The 16,798-nt window shown below is 68.8% G+C and carries 14 protein-coding genes; 3 read left to right on the top strand and 11 right to left on the bottom strand.

What is annotated here, in order from left to right:
* Positions 1-21 precede the first annotated feature (21 nt).
* Together K3G64_RS19035 and K3G64_RS19030 are read left to right on the top strand one after the other, a co-directional pair.
* The gene (locus K3G64_RS19035) at positions 22-945 is read left to right on the top strand and encodes a RecB family exonuclease (protein ID WP_238886490.1); all 924 of its coding nucleotides are present in this window, start codon (positions 22-24) and stop codon (positions 943-945) included.
* Positions 942-1,739, top strand: a complete 798-nt coding sequence (locus K3G64_RS19030; protein WP_238886489.1) for a thioesterase family protein — start codon at positions 942-944, stop codon at positions 1,737-1,739. Before K3G64_RS19035 ends, K3G64_RS19030 begins: the two co-directional genes overlap by 4 nt.
* Positions 1,740-1,781: 42 nt before the next feature.
* Here the strand turns inward: K3G64_RS19030 and K3G64_RS19025 are convergent, their stop codons facing one another.
* The 8 genes from K3G64_RS19025 to metH form a co-directional block, all read right to left on the bottom strand.
* Entirely contained in the window at positions 1,782-3,152 is a 1,371-nt protein-coding gene (locus K3G64_RS19025) for an FAD-containing oxidoreductase (protein WP_238950822.1), read from the bottom strand.
* 23 nt (positions 3,153-3,175) lie between these two features.
* Complete coding sequence (locus K3G64_RS19020; RefSeq protein ID WP_238886488.1) at positions 3,176-3,658, bottom strand: DUF4126 family protein; 483 nt, start codon at positions 3,656-3,658, stop codon at positions 3,176-3,178.
* A 67-nt stretch (positions 3,659-3,725) separates the two neighbouring features.
* Positions 3,726-4,577 (bottom strand): ATP phosphoribosyltransferase, encoded by an 852-nt coding sequence (gene hisG, locus K3G64_RS19015; protein ID WP_238950821.1) that lies wholly within the window; start codon positions 4,575-4,577, stop codon positions 3,726-3,728.
* Between the two features lie 2 nt (positions 4,578-4,579).
* On the bottom strand, positions 4,580-4,861 hold the full coding sequence (locus tag K3G64_RS19010; RefSeq protein ID WP_238886487.1) for a phosphoribosyl-ATP diphosphatase: 282 nt from the start codon (positions 4,859-4,861) through the stop codon (positions 4,580-4,582).
* Positions 4,862-4,900: 39 nt separating this feature from the next.
* Entirely contained in the window at positions 4,901-6,436 is a 1,536-nt protein-coding gene (locus K3G64_RS19005) for an FAD-binding protein (RefSeq protein WP_238950819.1), read from the bottom strand.
* Complete coding sequence (locus K3G64_RS19000) at positions 6,423-7,889, bottom strand: sugar porter family MFS transporter (protein WP_238886486.1); 1,467 nt, start codon at positions 7,887-7,889, stop codon at positions 6,423-6,425. Before K3G64_RS19000 ends, K3G64_RS19005 begins: the two co-directional genes overlap by 14 nt.
* Before the next feature lie 58 nt (positions 7,890-7,947).
* Positions 7,948-8,631 carry an HAD family hydrolase gene (locus K3G64_RS18995; protein WP_238950817.1) on the bottom strand — a complete coding sequence of 228 codons (684 nt, stop codon included), beginning with the start codon at positions 8,629-8,631 and terminating at the stop codon, positions 7,948-7,950.
* A 12-nt stretch (positions 8,632-8,643) separates the two neighbouring features.
* Positions 8,644-12,399, bottom strand: coding sequence for a methionine synthase (metH, locus tag K3G64_RS18990; protein WP_238886484.1), 3,756 nt, complete (start codon positions 12,397-12,399; stop codon positions 8,644-8,646).
* A gap of 516 nt (positions 12,400-12,915) precedes the next feature.
* Here metH and K3G64_RS18985 point away from each other — a divergent pair.
* Positions 12,916-13,767 carry a PAC2 family protein gene (locus K3G64_RS18985; protein WP_238886482.1) on the top strand — a complete coding sequence of 284 codons (852 nt, stop codon included), beginning with the start codon at positions 12,916-12,918 and terminating at the stop codon, positions 13,765-13,767.
* Between the two features lie 16 nt (positions 13,768-13,783).
* Here the strand turns inward: K3G64_RS18985 and K3G64_RS18980 are convergent, their stop codons facing one another.
* Genes K3G64_RS18980 through K3G64_RS18970 form a run of 3 tightly spaced genes read right to left on the bottom strand, consistent with a single transcriptional unit; the run spans position 13,784 to position 16,790 of the window.
* Entirely contained in the window at positions 13,784-14,659 is an 876-nt protein-coding gene (locus tag K3G64_RS18980; protein ID WP_238886480.1) for an SDR family oxidoreductase, read from the bottom strand.
* A gap of 55 nt (positions 14,660-14,714) precedes the next feature.
* The gene (mshC, locus tag K3G64_RS18975) at positions 14,715-15,953 is read right to left on the bottom strand and encodes a cysteine--1-D-myo-inosityl 2-amino-2-deoxy-alpha-D-glucopyranoside ligase (protein WP_238886479.1); all 1,239 of its coding nucleotides are present in this window, start codon (positions 15,951-15,953) and stop codon (positions 14,715-14,717) included.
* A gap of 57 nt (positions 15,954-16,010) precedes the next feature.
* Positions 16,011-16,790, bottom strand: a complete 780-nt coding sequence (locus K3G64_RS18970) for a 3'(2'),5'-bisphosphate nucleotidase CysQ (protein ID WP_238886478.1) — start codon at positions 16,788-16,790, stop codon at positions 16,011-16,013.
* Between the last annotated feature and the right edge of the window lie 8 nt (positions 16,791-16,798).

The following is a 16,798-nucleotide window of genomic DNA, read 5'->3' as shown; positions in this document are numbered from 1 at the left end:
CGTCGGTTCTAGGCTGCCGGTATGGGTGATCAGCACGGGGATGACGGCGGCTCGCGCCTCGGGCCGGAGCAGGCCCGGCCGGCGCGGCGCCCGGCGCTGTCCCCGTCGCGGGCCGCCGACTTCAAGCAATGCCCGCTGCTGTACCGGTTCCGCGCGATCGACCGGCTGCCGGAGCCGCCGTCTTCCGCGCAGCTGCGGGGCTCCGTCGTGCACGCCGCCCTGGAGCAGCTCTACGCACTGCCGGCTCCGCAGCGCGGGCCTGAGACCGCACTGACCCTCGTCGACCCCGCCTGGGACCAGGTACTGGCCGAAAAGCCCGATCTGGCCGGCGACATCGCACCGGACCTGCGCGCCGACCTGCTCGCCGAGGCGCGGGCCCTGCTGGCGGGCTACTACCGGCTCGAGGACCCCACCCGCTTCGAACCCGACAGCTGCGAACAGCGGGTCGAGGTGGAGCTGGCCGACGGCACGCTGCTGCGTGGCTTCGTCGACCGCATCGACGTCGCGCCTACCGGCGAGCTGCGGGTGGTGGACTACAAGACCGGCAAGGCCCCTCCCGAGGCGCGGGCCCTCGCCGAGTTCAAGGCAATGTTCCAGATGAAGTTCTACGCCGTGGCGTTGTTCCGCTCTCGCGGGGTGTTGCCGACGCGGCTGCGGCTGCTGTACCTGGCCGACGGTCAGATCCTCGACTACTCCCCCGACCACGACGAGCTGCTGCGCTTCGAGAAGACGCTGATGGCGATATGGCGGGCAATCCTGACCGCGGGCGCCACCGGCGATTTCCGCCCGCGACCGTCGGCACTGTGCGACTGGTGCGCCCACCGGTCACACTGCCCGGAGTTCGGCGGGACGCCGCCACCGTACCCAGGCTGGCCCGAGGTGCCCGACGAGGGCTCACCCGACGCCGACGAGGCCGTGCTGCGCACCGCGGAGCCCGCTGCGTGATCGACTGCTTCTACCGCCGTGTCGGCGCCGACGGCACGGGTCAACTGTTCGACTCCACCGACGGGACCCGCAGCAACTGGGATCCGCGGATCCAGCACGGGTCGCCGCCGCTTGCGCTGATGACCAAGCTGATCGAGGAGTCGGCCGCCGACACCGGGATGCGGGTCGGCCGCCTCACCCTGGACATCTTCGGCGCGATTCCCGTCGCACCGGTGCGGGTGCACACGCGGGTGGAGCGCCCCGGCGCACGGATCTCCTTGATCGTGGCCGAGATGTCGGCCGCCCGGCCCGGCGGCGCCGACCGTGTCGTGGCGCGTGTCACCGCCTGGCTGCTGGCGACCAGCGACACAAGCGACGCCACGACCGACCGCTATCCACCCCTGGTCGAGGGCGCACCCGATCCGGTGCCACACAGCTGGCAGGGGGCGACAGGCTACCTCGAGGCGGTCAGCTGGCGGCGCCAACCGGCGACCGACGGCACCGGCAACATATCGTGGATGAGTCCGCTTGTGCCGCTTGTCGATTCGGAGCCGACCACCGATCTGCAGCGGCTCGCGATGGTGGTCGACAGCGCCAACGGGGTGGGCGCTGCGCTGGACCCGGAGCGGTTCGTCTTCATGAACACCGACACCGCTGTTCACCTGCACCGGTTGCCTGCGGGCACCGATTTCGCGCTGCGCGCACGCGGTTCGATCGGTCCTGACGGCATCGGAGTGACCACCGCGGACCTGTTCGACCGGCAGGGGTTCATCGGCACCGCGGCACAGACCCTGTTCGTGCAACGGCGCCCGTGAGTGCCGCCCTACGCCGGCGATTCGACATGGTCGGCCGGTCGCTCACGACAGTGGCTTCAAGTCCTGAAGAAGTGTCGGCACCAACTCGCTGACCGTCGGGTGGATGTGCATCGTTCGCGAGATGGCGGTGTACGGCTTCTTGGCGGTCATGATGTCGAGGATGGCGTGCACCACCTCGTCGCCGCCGACACCGAGGATCGCCGCACCGAGGATCTGGTGCGTCTCGGCGTCGACCACCACCTTCATGAAGCCCTGGGTCTCGCCCTTCTCGACGGCCCGCCCCACCCGTGTCATCGGCCGCTTGCCCACCAACGCCTTTCGTCCGGACTTGCGCACCTGGTCGGCCGTCAGGCCCGCCCTGCCCAGCGGCGGATCGATGTAGAGCGCGTAGGTGGTGATGCGATCGCTGACGCGGCGCGGGTCGTCGTCGAGCAGGTTGGCGGCCACGATCTCGAAGTCGTTGTACGACGTGTGCGTGAAGGCGCCCTTTCCGTTGCAGTCGCCCATCGCCCAGATGTGGCCGACGTTCGTGCGGAGTTGGTCGTCGACGGTGATGTAGCCGCGGGCGTCGGTCTCCACACCCGCCTTGTCCAGCCCGAGGTCGTCGGTATTGGGGTTGCGGCCGACGGCGACCAGCAGGTGCGTGCCCGCGATCGGCGCCGCGCCGTCGCTTGGTACCACTTCGAAACCGTTGTCGCGCTTGGTGAATTGGATCGCGTCGGCGCCGACGACGACGTCGATGCCTTCCTTTTCGAGGATGTCGCGGATGGCCGCGGAGACGTCCTCGTCCTCACGCGAAGTCAGCCGGGGGCCCTTCTCGAGTACGGTCACCCGGGCGCCGAAGCGGCGGTACATCTGCGCGAACTCCAACGCGATGTAGCTGCCCCCGATGACGACGAGATGGTCGGGGACGACGTCGAGTTCGAGTATGCCGACGTTGGTCAGATAGTCGATGTCGGACAGTCCGGGCATGTCCGGCGTCACCGCGCGCCCACCCACGTTGAGGAAGATCCGCTCCGCCCGCAGCACCCGGTCGCCGACGCGGATCGTATGCGGACCCTCGAAGCGCGCGTGGCCGCGGATGAACGTGCAGCCGTCCATGCCCTCCAGCCACGACTCGACACCTTCGCGGTCGTCGAGCATGATCTTGTCCTTGCGTGCCTTCACCTTGGCCATGTCGACGGCGATATCGCCGGTGCTGACACCGTATTCGGCGCCGCGGCGGGCCAGGTGCGCGGCGTGCGCACTGGCGACCAGGGTCTTGGTCGGGATGCATCCGTAGTTGACGCAGGTGCCGCCGACCAGTTTGCGCTCGATCAGCGCCACCCGCTGTCCGGCCTTGGTCAGGCGTCCGGCCAGCGGCGGCCCGGCCTGCCCCGCACCGACGATGATCGCGTCGAATTCCTCTGTCACTTCACTCATTTCGGACCGAGCCGTCAGACGAGGCTGACCAGGAAGGCGACGAGGAAGCCGCCGCCGACGGCAACGACGTCTTCGAGGATGGCGCCGGGGCGGTCCTGGCCGTCGCGGGCGGCGGCGAAGCGCTGACGTGCCGCGGCACCGGCCAGCGTGCCGATCACCGCACCGGCCATTCCGGCTCCCAGCGCGCTGAAGGTGTGGAGGAACGCGCTGCCGATCACCGCACCGGCGAACGCGCCCATGATGAGTCGGGTGATGAACTGCGGCGCGGTCTTGCGGCTCGGAGTCCGCGGCAGCTGATCGGTGACCAACTCGACGAGCAGAAAGATCGTCAGCACGGTCACCGTGATCGGATGAGCCATCCACTCCGACCACTTACCGTCGACGTCGATCCAGCCGAGCATCGCGCCCCAGGCGACCGCGGCCGGCGCGGTGAGTGCCCGCAGGCCGGCGATCACGCCGATCGCCAGGGCGAGCAACAGAACCAGCGCGTGCGTCATCTCAACCTCCGACCGGTGTGATCAACCTCCGGACGCTAACACGCAGCGCGGCGCGGGTCCTGTCGAATCAGAACCGGCAGAACCGGATGTCGGAGGCCAGGATCGCCTTAGCGCCGATGGCCGCCAGTTCGTCCATGATCGCGTTGACGTCGCGGCGTGGCACCAGGGCGCGCACCGCAACCCAGGCCGGGTCGGCCAGCGGGGCGATGGTGGGTGACTCCAGACCCGGCGTGACGGCCGACGCCGCCTCGAGCAGGCTACGCGGGCAGTCGTAGTCGAGCATCAGGTACTGCTGGCCGAACACCACGCCCTGCACCCGGGCGGCGAGTTGGTCGCGCGCGGCGGCGTTGCCCTCGGGCGCGTCCTCCCCCTCGATCAGCACGGCTTCCGAGTCACACAGCGGATCCCCGAATGCGACGAGGTCGTGCAGACCCAGGGTCCGCCCGGACCCGACGACGTCGGCGATCGCGTCGGCCACCCCGAGTTGTACCGAGATCTCCACGGCGCCGTCGAGCCGGATCACCGTCGCCTCGATTCCTCTGGCCGCCAAGTCTTTTCGGACCAGGTTCGGAAAGGCGGTGGCGATCCGCCTGCCGGCGAGGTCCTCGACGCGCCACTGCCGTCCGGCCGGCGCCGCGTAGCGGAATGTCGAGGATCCGAAGCCCAGCGCCAACCGCTCACGAACCGGGGCGTCGGACTCGGCCGCCAGGTCGCGGCCGGTGATCCCGAAGTCGAGCTGCCCCGACCCGACATAGATGGCGATGTCCTTGGGCCGCAGGAAGAAGAACTCGACGTTGTTAGCGGGGTCGACGACGGTCAGGTCCTTGGGGTCGGTGCGGCGCCGGTAGCCGGCCTCCGACAGGATCTCGCTCGCGGGTTCGGACAGTGTGCCCTTGTTGGGGACGGCGACGCGGAGCACGCTCACAACTTCCCGTAGACATCGTCGAGGCCCAGACCCCGCGCGATCATCAGCACCTGGGTCCAGTACAGGAGCTGGCTGATCTCCTCGGCCAGTTCCTCGTCACCCTCGTGCTCGGCGGCCAGCCACACCTCGCCGGCCTCCTCGAGGATCTTCTTTCCGATCCCGTGCACGCCCGCATCCAGCGCCGCGACGGTGCCGCTGCCGGCAGGGCGGCTGCGCGCGCGTTCGCTGAGCTCGGCGAACAGGGCATCGAAGGTCTTCACGGCACGCGATTGTTTCACGCGGACACCGACGCGGTCACGCCGGTTTGCCCGACCCGCTCATCTGCCCGCCATGTGCAATGCGGCGCGGTGGCTGAACAACAGCGACGCCCCGATCGGATTCCCCCCACCGGGATAGGTCTCGCCGGAGACGGCGGCCATGGTGTTGCCCGCCGCGTACAGGCCGCCGATCGGCCTGCCGCCGGCGTCCAGGACGCGGGCGTCGACGTCGGTGCGCAGCCCGCCCTTGGTGCCCAGATCGGAGACGCCGAAGGCCGCGGCCCGGTACGGCGGGGTGTCGATCGGCACGAGCGGCGAGGCGCCGCCGGTGAATGCGCGGTCGAAGGATTCGCGGCCGCGGCCGAAGTCCTCGTCATCGTCGCGCAGGGCGAGTTCGTTGAACCGACGGACGGTGGCCTCGAGTTGGTCGGCGGGCACGCCGATCTCGGTGGCCAGCCCCGCCACGGTGTCGGCTTGCACCCACAGCCCCTTGTCCCGGTACTCCTGCGTCGGCGAGAACGACACGTTGGTGGCCATGACGGGTGGCTGCTCGCCGGCGCGGCTGTCGTAGACCATCCAGTAGGGGGTGCCGACGGTCCCACCACCCATGGCGCGCAGGATCTCTCGGCCCAGCCGGTCGTATGCCGCAGACTCGTTGACGAACCGTCTGCCTGCGCGGTCGACGAAGATGCCGCCGGTGAAGCACAGGGCGAACGCGGCCCTGCCGTCGGGATGGATGAGTCCCGGCGCCCACCACGCCTGGTCCATCAGGTCGACGGCGGCGCCTGCCGCGATCGCCGCCCGGTGCGCGAGCCCGGTGTTGGCCGGGGCACCCATGGTGTCGCGCGCGGCGCCGGGTACGCCGTATTCGGCCCGCATGGCGTCGTTCTGCTCGAAGCCGCCCGCTGCGAGCAGCACGCCGCGGCGCGCACCGATCGTGCGTCGCACCCCGCGGTGCTCGACCACCCCGCCGACGACGCGCCCGTCGTCGACGACGAGGTCGACGAGGCTGGTGTCCAGGTGCGCGGCCACCGCCGGATGGTCCGCCATCGCCCACAGGAACCGTCCGATGAGAGCCCGGCCGCCGGTCAGCAGGTCGGGCTGCGGGGCACCGAGACGCTCGTGGTCGAGCGGGCCTCGGACCAGGCCGCGGAACCGTCCGAGGCGCTCGTCCGGCACCGCCTTGGACACGATGTGGCGCATGCCGTCGGTGCGTGCGGCGGGCAGCGAGCTGTAGTAGTCCGGCCAGGGCAGGACCTTGAACGCGAAGTGCTCGTCGCGTTCCAGGTACTCGATCAGTGCTGCGCCGCCGCGCACGTAGGTCTCCTGCATCTCGGCCGGGGTGCGGTCGCCGACGACGGCGCGGAAGTAGCGCAGGGCGTCGGAGGCCGTGTCGTCACAACCGGCTCGCATCAGCACCGGGTTGCCCGGATACCACATCCCGCCGCCGCCGGAGTAGGCGAAGGTGCCGCCGAACCGGTCGCTCGCCTCGACGATCGCGACCGACAACCCTTCTCGGGCAGCGGTGTACGCCCCTGCCAATGCCCCGGCGGAGCCGGCGACCAGGACGTCGACGGTCTCCTCAATCGCGCTCAGACGGCTGCCTTATGCGCCTGATCTCGCCGCTCATGTCCTCGAGATGCTTGCCCTTGGTCTCCTGGACCCAGCGCCACACGAACACGAAGGACAGCACCGCGCACAACGCGTAGAACCCGTAGGCCACGCCGAGGACGTCACGCAGTGCGGGGAAGGTGACGGTGATGGCCCAGTTGGCCATCCACTGGCCGGCGGCGGCCAGTCCCAGTGCGGCGGCACGGATCCGGTTCGGGAACATCTCACCCAGCAGCACCCACACCACCGGCCCCCACGACATGCCGAACGCCACCACGAACAAGTTCGCCGCGACCAGTGCCACCGGTCCGGCGACATCGCCGAGCGCAGGTTGGCCGTCGACTTGCGGGGCGGTGCCGAAGATGACCGCCATGGTGGCCAGGGTGACGGCCATACCGCTGGACCCGATGAGCAGCAACGGCTTTCGCCCGACCTTGTCGATCAGGGCGATCGCGACGAGGGTGGTGACGATGTTGGTAACCGAGGTGATCACGGTGATCAGGAAGGCCATGCTTTCGTCGAAGCCGACGGCCTCCCAGAGCACATTGGAGTAGTAGAAGATCACGTTGATGCCGACGAACTGCTGGAACACCGACAATCCGAGACCCACCCAGACGATGCCGTACAGCCCGCCCGTCGGCTTGCGCAGATCGCTCCAGGCGGGTGGCTTCTCGGCCTGAAGAGTCGCCTGGATCCGGTTGATGGTCACGTCGATGTTCTTGCCGCCGAGCAACGCCGACAGCACCCGGCGGGCCTCCGGGATTCGGTATGTGGCAACGAGATAGCGTGGCGACTCCGGGATCGTGTAGGCCAACAAACCGTAGGCGATGGCCGGTATCGCCTCGGCGAGGAACATCCAGCGCCACGCCTCCAGGCCCAGCCACAGCTCCTCGCGTGACCCACCGGCCAGGTGCGCAAGCAGGAAGTCGATCGCCAGTGACAGGAAGATGCCGGTGACGATCGCCAACTGCTGCAGCGAACCCAACCGCCCTCGTATCCCGGGCGGCGCCGTCTCGGCGATATAGGCAGGCGCGATCACCGACGCGATGCCGACGGCCACACCGCCGACGATGCGGAAGATCACCAGAAGCCAGATGTCGTTGGCGAGCCCGGTGACGATGGCGCTGACCAGGAACAGCAGCGCCGCGATCCGCATCACCTGTAGGCGACCGATCCGGTCGGCCAGCCGGCCGGCGGTCAGGGCACCGGCCACGCAACCCAGCAGGGCGGACGCGACGGCGAAACCGAGTGTGGCGTTGTCGACGCCGAAATGATCCTGGACCGCGGAGACGGCGCCGTTGATGACCGCGCTGTCGTACCCGAAGAGGAAGCCGCCCAGTGCGGCGACGGCAGCGACCCTGACGACCCTGCCGGTGATGTACTCCGATTCGTAGTCCTCGCCGTCCGCGGAAGCGCCGGTCACGCCGTCGACAGCCATGTCACCCCTTCCGCGGTGCTGTGAGCTGGAGCTCTCAATTCAAGCACCGCGCCCGGGCTTATGCCGTGCGTTCGCCGAACTGCGGATTCAGTTCCGCGTATACCCTGCGTAGCGCGGCGACATCGACCTGGGCGAGCGACGTGATGTGACGTCGGCGTCGGCCGCTCGGCACCGCTACGTCGTTGGGCACCACCAGCACCGGGCAGCCGGCGGCCTCGGCCGCCGCCGTTCCGGTCACCGAGTCCTCAACGGCCAGACACTCCGCCGGGTGCAGACCCAGCAACGCCGCTGCGCGCTCGTAGACGTCGGGCGACGGCTTGCCGCGCGGAACCTCGTCGCCGCAGACTGTTGCCGAGAAGTAATGTCGGCCAAGGCTGTTCAGCGCGCGATCGGTCAGGAAACGCGCGGTGTTGGTCACCAGCGCCATCGGAGTTCGTTCGGCTGCAAGCGCTTCCAGTAACTCCCGGGCACCGTCGCACCAGGGCAGCCCGCCGTCGAAGAGTTCGGCGGTGTAGTCGTGCAGCCGGCGGCTCGACTCGGCCATGGCCACCGGATCGAGCTCCAAGCCCAGGTCTGTGTAGACGGTCCGAATGGTGTCCTCGGCCGACCCGCCGACCATCGAGGCACGAACCTCGGGGCTGAGCGTTCCACCGAGCTCGACGTACAGTGCGGCCAGCGAGACATCCCAGAGTTTCTCGGAATCGACGAGCGTGCCGTCCATATCGAACAGGACGGCGCGCAGCACCTCCCCCATTCAGTCCTCCGGGTTGTAGCCGAGATTCGGGGCGAGCCAACGCTCGGCTTCGGCCAGGGTCCAGCCCTTGCGCCGCGCGTAGTCGGCGACCTGGTCCTGGGCCAGTCGGCCGACCACGAAGTACTGCGATTGCGGGTGCGAGAAGTACCAACCGCTGACCGCAGCGCCGGGCCACATCGCCATCGACTCGGTCAGTTCGATGCCGGTTCGTTCCGTGACGTCCATCAACGTGAACAGCGTCGCCTTCTCGGTGTGCTCCGGGCAGGCCGGGTAGCCGGGCGCCGGGCGGATGCCCTGGTACTTCTCGCCGATGAGCGCCTCGTTGTCCAGCTGCTCGTCAGGCTGATATCCCCAGAACTCCTTGCGCACTCGTTGGTGCATCCGTTCGGCGAACGCCTCGGCCAGCCGGTCGGCGATCGACTCCAGCAGGATGGCGCTGTAGTCGTCGTTGGCCGCCTTGAACTCGGCGATCTTGTCACCGCTGCCGAGCCCCGCGGTGACGGCGAACGCGCCGACGTAGTCGGCAAGACCGGTGTCACGGGGTGCGATGAAGTCGCCAAGCGACCGGTTCGGGATGCCTGCCCGGTGCTCGCCCTGCTGGCGCAGGTTGTGCAGCGTGGTCAGCACCTCGGTGCGGGTCTCGTCTGTGTAGACCTCGATGTCGTCACCGACGGCGTTCGCGCAGAAGAACCCGATCACCCCGTTGGCGGTCAGCCACTTCTCCTTGATGAGGGTGTCGAGCATCTCCTGGGCGTCCTCGTACAGCTTGCGGGCAGCCTCGCCCGAGGCCGGGTTGTTGAGGATGTCGGGGAAACGGCCCTTCATCTCCCACGCGTTGAAGAACGGCTGCCAGTCGATGTACTCGCGCAGCTCGGCGATGTCGTAGTCGAGAAACTCCCGCACGCCGAGGCCCTGGGCGGGCACCGGCGGCGTGTAGCCGTCCCAGTCGATCGGCGTCCGGTTGGCCCGGGCCTTCTCCAGCGTCAGCATCGGCCGCTCGTTCTTCTGGGCGTGCCGTTCGCGCAGCGACGCGTAGTCCTTCTCGGTCGCCTCCAGCAGCGCGGGCCGTTGCCTGTCGTCGAGCAGCGCCGCGGCGACCGGCACCGAGCGCGACGCATCCTTGACCCAGACCACCGGCCCGCTGCGGCGCGGTGCCACCTTCACCGCGGTGTGGGCGCGAGAGGTGGTCGCGCCGCCGATCAGCAGCGGGATCTGCAGCCCCTGGCGTTCCATCTCGACGGCGAAGTTGACCATCTCGTCCAGCGACGGGGTGATCAGGCCTGACAGCCCGATGATGTCGGCGTTGTGCTCCTTGGCCGCGTCCAGGATCTTGCTCGCGGGCACCATCACGCCGAGGTCGATCACTTCGAAGTTGTTGCACTGCAGCACGACTCCGACGATGTTCTTGCCGATGTCGTGGACGTCGCCCTTCACCGTCGCCATGATGATGGTGCCGTTGGTGTCCTTCTTCGCAGCCTCCCCGGGCAAGGGCTCCGCCTTCTCCGCCTCGATGTAGGGCAGCAGGTACGCGACGGCCTTCTTCATCACCCGGGCCGACTTCACCACCTGGGGCAGGAACATCTTGCCCGACCCGAAGAGGTCGCCGACGACATTCATGCCGTCCATCAACGGGCCCTCGATCACCTCGATCGGGCGACCTCCTGCGGCGGCGATCTCGGCCCGCAGTTGCTCGGTGTCGTCGTCGACGTGGGCGTCGATGCCCTTGACCAGGGCGTGGGTGATGCGCTCGCGGACCGGGAGGTTGCGCCACTCCTGGACAGCCGACTCGTCGCTCTGCTCCGACCTGTTGTACCGCTCGGCGATCTCCAGCAGGCGTTCGGCCGCGTCCTCGCGCCGGTTCAGCACGACGTCCTCGATGCGGTCCCGCAGTTCGGTGTCGATCGAGTCGTAGGGCACCAGCGCCCCCGCGTTGACGATGCCCATGTCGAGGCCGGCCTTGATGGCGTGGAAGAGGAACACCGCGTGGATCGCCTCGCGTACCGGGTTGTTGCCGCGGAACGAGAACGACACGTTCGAGATGCCGCCGGAGATGTGCACCCCGGGTAGGTTCTCCTTGATCCAGGCGCAGGCCTCGATGAAGTCGATCCCGTAGGTCGCGTGCTCCTCGATACCGGTCGCCAGCGCAAAGCAGTTCGGGTCGAAGATGATGTCCTCGGCCGGGAAGCCGACCTCTTCGGTCAGGATCCGGTAGGCGCGCCCGCAGATCACCTTGCGGCGCTCCAGGTTGTCGGCCTGCCCCTGCTCGTCGAAGGCCATCACGACGACCGCGGCGCCGTACTTGCGGCACAGCCGCGCCTCGCGGATGAACTTCTCCTCGCCCTCCTTCAGCGAGATCGAGTTGACGATCGGCTTGCCCTGCACGTTCTTCAGTCCCGCCTCGATGACCTCCCACTTGGAGGAGTCGATCATCACCGGGACGCGGCTGATGTCCGGTTCGGCCGCGATCAGCTTGGTGAACCGGTCCATCGCGGCGACGCCGTCGATCATGCCTTCGTCCATGTTGACGTCGATGACCTGCGCGCCGACCTCGACCTGCTGCAGGGCCACCGACAGCGCAGTGTCGTAGTCCTCTGCCTTGATCAGGTTGCGGAACCTGGCGGAGCCGGTGATGTTGGTGCGCTCACCGATGTTGACGAACAGGGAGTCCTCGGTGATGTTGAGCGGCTCCAGGCCCGAGAGCCGGGTGGCCACCGGAATGTGCGGCACTTCTCTCGGGCTCACGCCGTCGACGACCTTGGCGATCTCGGCGATGTGCGGCGGCGCCGTCCCGCAGCACCCACCGACCAGGTTGACCAGGCCGGCCTCGGCGAACTCGGCGATGTAGCCGGCCTGACGCTGCGGGGACTCGTCGTACTCGCCGAAGGCGTTGGGCAACCCGGCGTTCGGGTAGCAGGAGACGAAGGTGTCCGCGATGCGCGCCATCTCGGCGATGTAGGGCCGCATCTCCGGCGCGCCAAGGGCGCAGTTCAGCCCCACCGCCAGCGGCTTGGCGTGCCGGATCGCGTTCCAGAACGCCTCGGTGACCTGACCGGACAACGTCCGGCCGGACGCGTCGGTGATGGTGCCCGAGATGATCACCGGCCAGCGGCGGCCACGGTCCTCGAACAGCGTCTCGATGGCGAACACCGCCGCCTTCGCGTTCAGCGAGTCGAAGATCGTCTCGACGATGATGAGGTCCGAACCACCGTCGACGAGGCCGTTGGCGGCTTCGAGGTAAGCGGCGACCAGTTGGTCGTAGGAGACGTTGCGGGCGCCGGGGTCGTTGACGTCCGGCGAGATCGATGCGGTCCGCGTCGTCGGCCCCAGCGCGCCGGCGACGTAGCGGGGCTTGTCGGGGGTGCTGTACTCGTCGCAGGCCGCCCGGGCCAGCGCTGCGCCTGCGTAGTTCAGCTCGTAGGCGAGTTTCGCCATGTCGTAGTCGGACAGCGAGACCGCGTTCGCGTTGAACGTGTTGGTCTCCAGGATGTCGGCGCCCGCATCGAGGTACTCGCGGTGGATTCCCTCGATGATCTGCGGCTGCGTCAGGTTGAGCAGGTCGTTGTTGCCCACCAGGTCGCTCGGCCAGTCTTTGAACCGCTCGCCGCGGTAGCCGGCCTCGTCGGGCCGGTCGCGCTGGATCGCCGTGCCCATCGCACCGTCGATCACGATGATCCGCGTGCGCAGTGCGGCCGTCAGTTCGTCGGTGCAGTCGGGCCGGATGTTGGGCTCCAAGGTGTTCGACTCAGAGGCAGTCACATGCGTTCCTTCCGTAACGGAAGGCGTCCTTGACTTCGCCGAGCGTGGCGGACACCGGCAGGACCCGGATCCGTTGCAACGCCTCTCGACGGTGAAAAGTCTACGATGTCACCCGTTCGATGTGTGGACGCCCAGCTCATCGCCACAATCGACCCCGATCGCGGTCTTGTCGGCAATGTTGGCGATGTCGTAGGCAATGTCGTAGTGAATGTCGTAGTAAATGTCGTAGTCACAAGATCAACCAGATTGCAGTGGAAGCTATTTCGTTGCGATCACCTGGAGTGGTCGATGACGAGGTCCGTTTGCGAGCAGACGTCGAGCGGATCGGTGCCGTCGGCTTCATTGATCACTTCAGCCACGGATCCAGGGTAGTAGCCGGATGCAAGTCAACCCGTGTGGCGATGCCGCTCGCAGCCGTCGGGCAGGGCTTACGCTGGCGTAGTGACCTTGTCGGATGCGAGCGGGCCCAGGCCCGATGCTGTTCGCGCACGCGGCTCATCGCCGACCGGCCCTGACATGCCAGAACTCCACGACACGATTGTGGTCGCGGCCTTCGAGGGCTGGAACGACGCCGGTGACGCCGCCAGTGACGCGCTGGAGCACCTGGACGCCATCTGGGAAGCCGACACGATCGTGAACATCGACGACGAGGCCTACTACGACTACCAGGTGAATCGGCCGGTCATCCGGCAGGTCGACGGGGTCACCCGCGAGCTGGTGTGGCCGTCGATGCGCATCTCGCACTGCCGGCCCCCCGGCTCGGACCGCGACATCGTGCTGATGCACGGCGTCGAACCCAATATGCGGTGGCGCACGTTCTGCGCCGAACTGCTGGCCATCGCCGAGAAGCTCAACGTGACGACCGTCGTCATCCTCGGCGCGCTGCTGGCCGACACGCCGCACACCCGTCCGGTGCCGGTGTCGGGGGCCGCCTACTCGTCCGATTCGGCCCAGACGTTCGGCCTGGAGGAGACCCGTTACGAGGGCCCGACGGGCATCGCCGGGGTGTTCCAGGACGCCTGTGTGCAGGCCGGTATCCCCGCAGTGACGTTCTGGGCGGCCATCCCGCACTACGTGTCGCAGCCGCCGAACCCGAAGGCGACGGTGGCCTTGCTGCGCCGCGTCGAGGACGTCCTCGACATCGAGGTGCCGCTGGCCGACCTGCCCTCGGCCGCCGAGGAGTGGGAGCAGGCGGTGTCGGAGATGACCGCCGAGGACGACGAGATCGCCGAGTACGTGCAGTCGCTGGAGGAACGCGGCGACGCCGAGGTCGACATGCACGACGCGCTCGGCAAGATCGACGGCGACGCGCTGGCCGCCGAGTTCGAGCGCTACCTGCGCCGCCGCGGCCCCGGCTTCCGCGGCTGACCGGCCCTGTTTGCGGTCAGCCGTTGAGTTGCTGGGCCCTGGCACTCATCGACCGGCCCTGCGCGACGACTTCCGCGTCCATCTGCGGCAGCAATTCGGGCACCGACTTCAACGTGGCACGCTCCCCCAGCCGCGAGGCCAGCACCGGCTTGAGCCAGCGCATCAGCCCCACCCACTGCGGGCAGTTGATCTGACGCTTGCGTTCCGCGATGCCCTTGAGGAACACCTCGCCGCACTTCTCGACCGACGTGGTCTTGCCCAGCGGCCCGGGCAGCCGGTTCAGCATCTCGCGGAACGCCGGCGACTCCGCCTTGCCGTCCCGCACCATCGGCGTGTCGATCCACAGCATGTGCGCCGACCCGACATCCACGCCGCGGTGGGCCAGTTCCAGCCGCAGCGCGTTGGCAAAGTGCTCGACACCGGCCTTGGACGTGTCGTAGGCCACCATCCCCGCCGACGGCGCATAGGCCGCGGCCGACGACACGATCAGCACGTAGCCGCGGCGTTCGATCACCGACGGCAGCGCCGCCCGCACCGTGTTGAACACGCCGACGACGTTGACGTCGATCAGCGTCTTGAACGCGTCCGGGTCGACGGCCAGCAGCGATCCCGCGGTCGCGATGCCCGCGTTGGCCATCACGATGTCGATGCCGCCGAATCGCTCGATGCCGTTGTCGACGGCGGACTGCATCGCAGGCAGATCCCGCACGTCGGCGACGAGGGTCAGCACGCGGTCGTCCCCGAGGCGAGCGGCGACGTCGGAGAGTCGGCCCTCGTCGAGGTCGGTGAGCACCAGCTTGGCGCCCTTGCCGTGCAACCGGCGGGCGACTTCTTCACCGATGCCGTTCGCCCCGCCGGTGATGAGGGCGACTTTCCCGTTGACAGAACCCATGGCGGACAAAGTACTCCGCCCTCGGTTGGGGGGGCCGATCCGCGACGGCTGGGCGCTACAGAGCGATGCCGAGCAGCGCGTCGACGGCGGTCGCCACCGTGCGGCCTGCGGCGGTGTCGTGGCCACCGTAGGTCAGCGCGTCGGTGGTCCAGCCATCAAGCGCGGCAAGCGCTTTCGGGGTGTCCAGATCGTCGGCGAGGTAGCGGCGGATGCGGCCCACCACGTCGGTGGCGTCGGGGGCGCCCTCGAGAGCCACGGCAGCCCGCCAGCGCCCCAGCCGGTCGTGGGCCTCGGCGAGCACCGCGTCGCTCCAGTACCGGTCGGAGCGGTAGTGACCTGCGAGCAGGCCGAGCCGGATCGCCGCGGGATCCACGCCGTCGCTCCGCAGCCGTGAGACCAGCACCAGGTTGCCCCGGCTCTTGCTCATCTTGTGGCCATCCCAGCCGATCATGCCCGCATGCACGTAGTGGCGAGCGAATCGCCGTTCGCCGGTGACGGATTCGGCGTGCGCAGCCGAGAACTCGTGATGCGGGAAGATCAGGTCGCTGCCACCGCCCTGGATGTCGAGGCCGGTGCCGATGCGGCTCAGCGCGATCGCCGCGCACTCCACGTGCCAGCCCGGCCGCCCCGGCCCGAACGGCGACGGCCAGCTCGGTTCGTCCGGCCGCTGCGCCCGCCACAGCAGCGCGTCGAGTTCGTCACCCTTACCGGCCCGGGTCGGGTCACCGCCGCGCTCGGCGAACAGCCGCAGCATGGTGGCGCGGTCGTAGCCGGACTCGTAGCCGAACTGCGCGGTGGCGTCGGCACGGAAGTAGACGTCGGGATACTGCGGATCGTCCACGAAGTAGGCGGCACCGGAGGCCAGCATCTTCTCGGTGAGCTCGATCACCTCGGCGATCGCGTCGGTGGCGGCCACGTAGTCGTGCGGCGGCAGCACCCGCAGCGCGGCCATGTCCTCACAGAACAGGCCGATTTCGCGGTCGGCCAGCGCACGCCAGTCGACCCCGTCGCGCTGAGCCCGCTCGAACAGCGGATCGTCGACGTCGGTGATGTTCTGCACGTAGTGCACACGGTGGCCGGTGTCCAGCCACACCCGGTGCACCAGGTCGAAGGCCAGGTAGGTGGCCGCGTGCCCCAGGTGGGTGGCGTCGTAGGGGGTGATCCCGCAGACGTACATGGTGGCCGTGTCGCCGGCGCTGACCGGGCGGACCTGCCGGTCGGCGCTGTCGTACAAACGCAGCGCAGGACCGCGCCCCGGCAGCGCCGGGACCGACGGCGCCGGCCACGAATTCATAGCCCCGACTCTAGGCATCAGCGTGTCGGACAACGCGCGCGCCTGTTTCATTCCCCGTCAGTGCCCTCTGCGGCTCCGGTAGGCCGACAGGATTGCCTCCAGCAGCGCTTCCTTGAGCTCCGGGCGGCACATCAGCAGGTCGGGCAGGTAGGGGTCGCGCCGGTTGTAGACCAACTCGGAGCCGTCGAGGCGGGAGGCGTGCAGTCCCGCGGCCTGAACGACGCCGGCGGGCGCGGCCGAGTCCCACTCCCACTGCCCGCCCGCGTGCAGGTAGGCGTCCACGTCGCCGCGCACCACCGCCATCGCCTTGGCGCCCGCGGAGCCGATGCGCACCAGCCGGATGTCCATCCGCTCGCGCAGCCACCACAGCACAGGCGGCGGCCGGTTCGCGCTGGCGGTGATGAGGATCGGCCCCTCGACGCGCGGCGGCGGCGCGGTCACCGTGTCGGTGCGGTAGACCTCACCGTGGGCCGGCAGCGCCACAGCCGCATCCGTGATGCGCCCATTGGGGCTGCCGTCGCGTTGCCACAATGCGATGTGCACCGCCCAGTCCGGCCGCCCCGGTAGCGAGTACTCCCATGTCCCGTCGACCGGGTCGACGATCCACACCCGGTCGGCGTTCACCCGGGACACGTCGTCGGCGGCCTCCTCGGACAGCACGGCGTCATCGGGTCGGTGCTCGCGCAGCCGCTCCAGGATCAGCCTGTTGGCCCGGAAGTCTCCCGCATCCCCGAGGTCGTAGGGATCGTAGAAGCCGACCTCCTCGCGCACCTTCAGCAGCAGTTCGCCGGCTTCGGCGGCCACCTCGGCGGCCAGCGCCGCATCGGTCAGGCTCATCGCGACAG

Origin of the sequence: Mycobacterium sp. IDR2000157661, from assembly GCF_022317005.1 — a bacterium.
GTDB lineage: Bacteria > Actinomycetota > Actinomycetes > Mycobacteriales > Mycobacteriaceae > Mycobacterium.
Note: the sequence above shows the minus strand (reverse complement) of the source record. Positions and strands in the feature narration are given on the sequence as shown.

Bases quoted from the DNA above. Each gene is read 5' to 3' on its own strand.
- K3G64_RS19035 (WP_238886490.1), top strand. From the start codon at position 22: ATGGGTGATCAGCACGGGGATGACGGCGGCTCGCGCCTCGGGCCGGAG.
- K3G64_RS19020 (WP_238886488.1), bottom strand. From the start codon at position 3,658: ATGACGCACGCGCTGGTTCTGTTGCTCGCCCTGGCGATCGGCGTGATC.
- K3G64_RS19000 (WP_238886486.1), bottom strand. From the start codon at position 7,889: ATGGCTGTCGACGGCGTGACCGGCGCTTCCGCGGACGGCGAGGACTAC.
- K3G64_RS18985 (WP_238886482.1), top strand. From the start codon at position 12,916: ATGCCAGAACTCCACGACACGATTGTGGTCGCGGCCTTCGAGGGCTGG.
- K3G64_RS18980 (WP_238886480.1), bottom strand. From the start codon at position 14,659: ATGGGTTCTGTCAACGGGAAAGTCGCCCTCATCACCGGCGGGGCGAAC.
- mshC (WP_238886479.1), bottom strand. From the start codon at position 15,953: ATGAATTCGTGGCCGGCGCCGTCGGTCCCGGCGCTGCCGGGGCGCGGT.
- K3G64_RS18970 (WP_238886478.1), bottom strand. From the start codon at position 16,790: ATGAGCCTGACCGATGCGGCGCTGGCCGCCGAGGTGGCCGCCGAAGCC.